This window comes from Candidatus Eisenbacteria bacterium (genome assembly GCA_035577985.1).
Taxonomy (GTDB): Bacteria; Desulfobacterota; Binatia; order DP-6; family DP-6; genus DATJZY01.
This window is the reverse complement of sequence record DATJZY010000069.1, coordinates 1-2,270: the sequence shown is the minus strand read 5'-3', so window position 1 is coordinate 2,270 and position 2,270 is coordinate 1. Positions and strand designations below refer to the sequence as shown.

General features: G+C 66.1%; 3 protein-coding genes. 2 read left to right on the top strand and 1 reads right to left on the bottom strand.

All coding sequences use genetic code 11. The features are described from left to right. Nucleotides 1-606 (top strand): TOBE domain-containing protein (locus VMS22_10735; protein HXJ34496.1); only part of this gene is annotated, 606 nt, incomplete at its 5' end. Nucleotides 607-608: 2 nt separating this feature from the next. Here VMS22_10735 and VMS22_10730 read toward each other — a convergent pair. Beyond that, nucleotides 609-1,730, bottom strand: coding sequence for a substrate-binding domain-containing protein (locus VMS22_10730; protein ID HXJ34495.1), 1,122 nt, complete (start codon nucleotides 1,728-1,730; stop codon nucleotides 609-611). Between the two features lie 161 nt (nucleotides 1,731-1,891). On the opposite strand from VMS22_10730, the gene VMS22_10725 reads away from it, so the two are divergent. Then, nucleotides 1,892-2,270 (top strand): ABC transporter permease (locus tag VMS22_10725; protein ID HXJ34494.1); only part of this gene is annotated, 379 nt, incomplete at its 3' end.

Sequence of the window (2,270 nt, the reverse complement as noted above, 5' to 3'; positions counted from 1 at the left end):
CTCGCCTCGCTCGACGCCCACCGCAGGAGCGAGGTGCTTCAGTACATCGAGCTGATCCGGGACGACGTTAAAGTGCCCATCGTCTACGTGAGCCATGCCGTGGAGGAGGTGCTCCGGGTCGCGGATACGGTCGTGCTGATGTCCGCGGGCGGCGTTCTCGCCGTCGGGCCGGCGGAGGACGTGATGGGGCGCACGGACCTGCGACCGGGCCAGGGGACGTTCGAAGGCGGAGCCGTGATCGACGCCAGGGTCGTCGAACAGGACGTGGAGAACGACCTCGCCACGCTCGCCTTCGACGGCGGCACGCTCACCGCGACCAATGTCGACGCGTTGATCGGCGAGCCCGTGCGGGTGCGGATCCGCGCGCGCGACGTGTCGATCGCGCTCGAGCGCCCTCGGCGCATCAGCATACGGAACATCCTTGAGGGGCGGGTATCCGGCATCTTCAACGCAAACGGCACCGCCGACGTCGCCATCACGGTCGGAGGGATCACATTGCGATCGCGGGTGACGCGGCGCGCCGCCGAGGAGCTCGGCCTGGCGCAAGGCCTGACGGTCTATGCGCTCGTGAAGGCCGTCTCGCTCTCGCGCTCAGGCCCGCCCTAGCTCTAACGGCTCCGCGCGGCTTTCGCCTCGGGACGCAAGACGCTCCCGGTGCCGCTGCGAGCCCCCAGGACCACGTCCGCGCCCAGAGTCTCTCCCACGCCGGTCCAGTCGTAGCCCGCCAGCTGTCCCGCGAGCGCGGCGAATTCCGGGCTTTTGAGGACCGTGATGAGCGAGCTGACCGGCCGCGCGTCCACAATCTCGCTGCGGCATGCGAGATAGTAGCGTTCGCGCAGCAGCGGAATGAACCCGAGCTTGTACTGCGTGGCTGCCGCTTCGATGCCGAAGCCGGCATCGCACATGCCTGAAGCGATGGTCGCTGCTACCGCGAGGTGGGTGAATTCGAAGGTCTCGTATCCTGCGATCGACGCCGGATCGATAGACGCTTCTCGCAGGAGCTGGTCGAGCTCCAGGCGCGTGCCGGAGTTGGGCTGGCGGTTGATGATCCGTACGTCTCGACGTGCGAGATCGGGCAGCCCGCGGATGCCCTTGGGATTGCCTGCCGCGACCATCAGGCCCTGCGTCCGGGTGGCGCAGCGGATGAGCGCGTGGTCGCGGGCCTTGAAGGCGCGCCGGTGAAAGAAGAAATCGGTCTCGAGGCCACCCTCCGGTAGGTGGAAGCCCGCGATGTCGCAACGCCCCTGTGCGAGCGCGTCCAGGCTCTCGAGGCTTCCCTGGTACTGCAGTTGCAGCTGGATGCCGTGCTGTTCTTGCAGCAGGTCGCGCAGGTTTCCGAGTGCGAGGTCGTGGCTCGCGTGCATCACGAGGTTCGTGGTGCCGCGCAGCAGCTCCGCGGAGAGCTCGTGCTCGAGGTCGCGCTGCACGGTCTCGATCTGCGCTTCGAGGCGCGAGCGCGCAGTCTGCTCTGCCCACATCAGCTTCTCGCCGAACTCGGTGAGCTTGGCACCGCGCCCGCGCTCCAGGCGCACCAGGGGCCGGCCCACGGCCTTTTCCCATTTCCCGAGCGAGCCCCAGATATGGCGGTAGGAGAAGCCCAGCGCCTGCGCTGCCCTGGCGAGAGATCCGGAAGCCTGGACAGCCTCAAGAAGACGGAAAAGGAGAGGGTCGGCGAGCTCCGCCTCGGAGCTTCCAATGCGCCAGGTTGCCTCGATCCGGATCTTGATCATGCTAATGCAATCAGAACCAAGAGAAGTTGGAAAATATAGCAAATTCCGTCGGTAACAGCAGACAGCAGATCATTTATGCACACGAGTGCATATTTGAGCAAATACGCGGGGCTCCTATCATCCGGTCGTAGATCGCCCACTTGCGGGAGGTTGGAGCGTTCGTGTCCGAAGCGTTCGGTACGGCCCTGAGGCTGCTGGTCGATCTCGATCCCAAGCTCGTCGAGATCGTGCTCTTGAGTCTGAGCGTGAGCCTCACCGCGGTCGCGATCGCCGCGCTGCTGGGTTTCCCCTTGGGCGCCGCCATCGCCGTCGGCCGCTTCCCGGGCCGTCGGACGCTCATCGTTCTCCTGAACGCGCTGATGGGCCTGCCGCCCGTCGTCGTGGGGCTGGTTATCTATCTGCTTCTCTCGCGCGCCGGTCCGCTCGGTTCCTTCGGGATTCTGTTCACGCCGTCGGCGATGGTGATCGCGCAGACGGTGCTGATTCTGCCGATCATCGCGGCGTTGTCGCGCCAGGCGATCGAGGACGCTTGGGGCGAGT

Bases quoted from the DNA above. Each gene is read 5' to 3' on its own strand.
- VMS22_10730 (HXJ34495.1), bottom strand. From the start codon at position 1,730: ATGATCAAGATCCGGATCGAGGCAACCTGGCGCATTGGAAGCTCCGAG.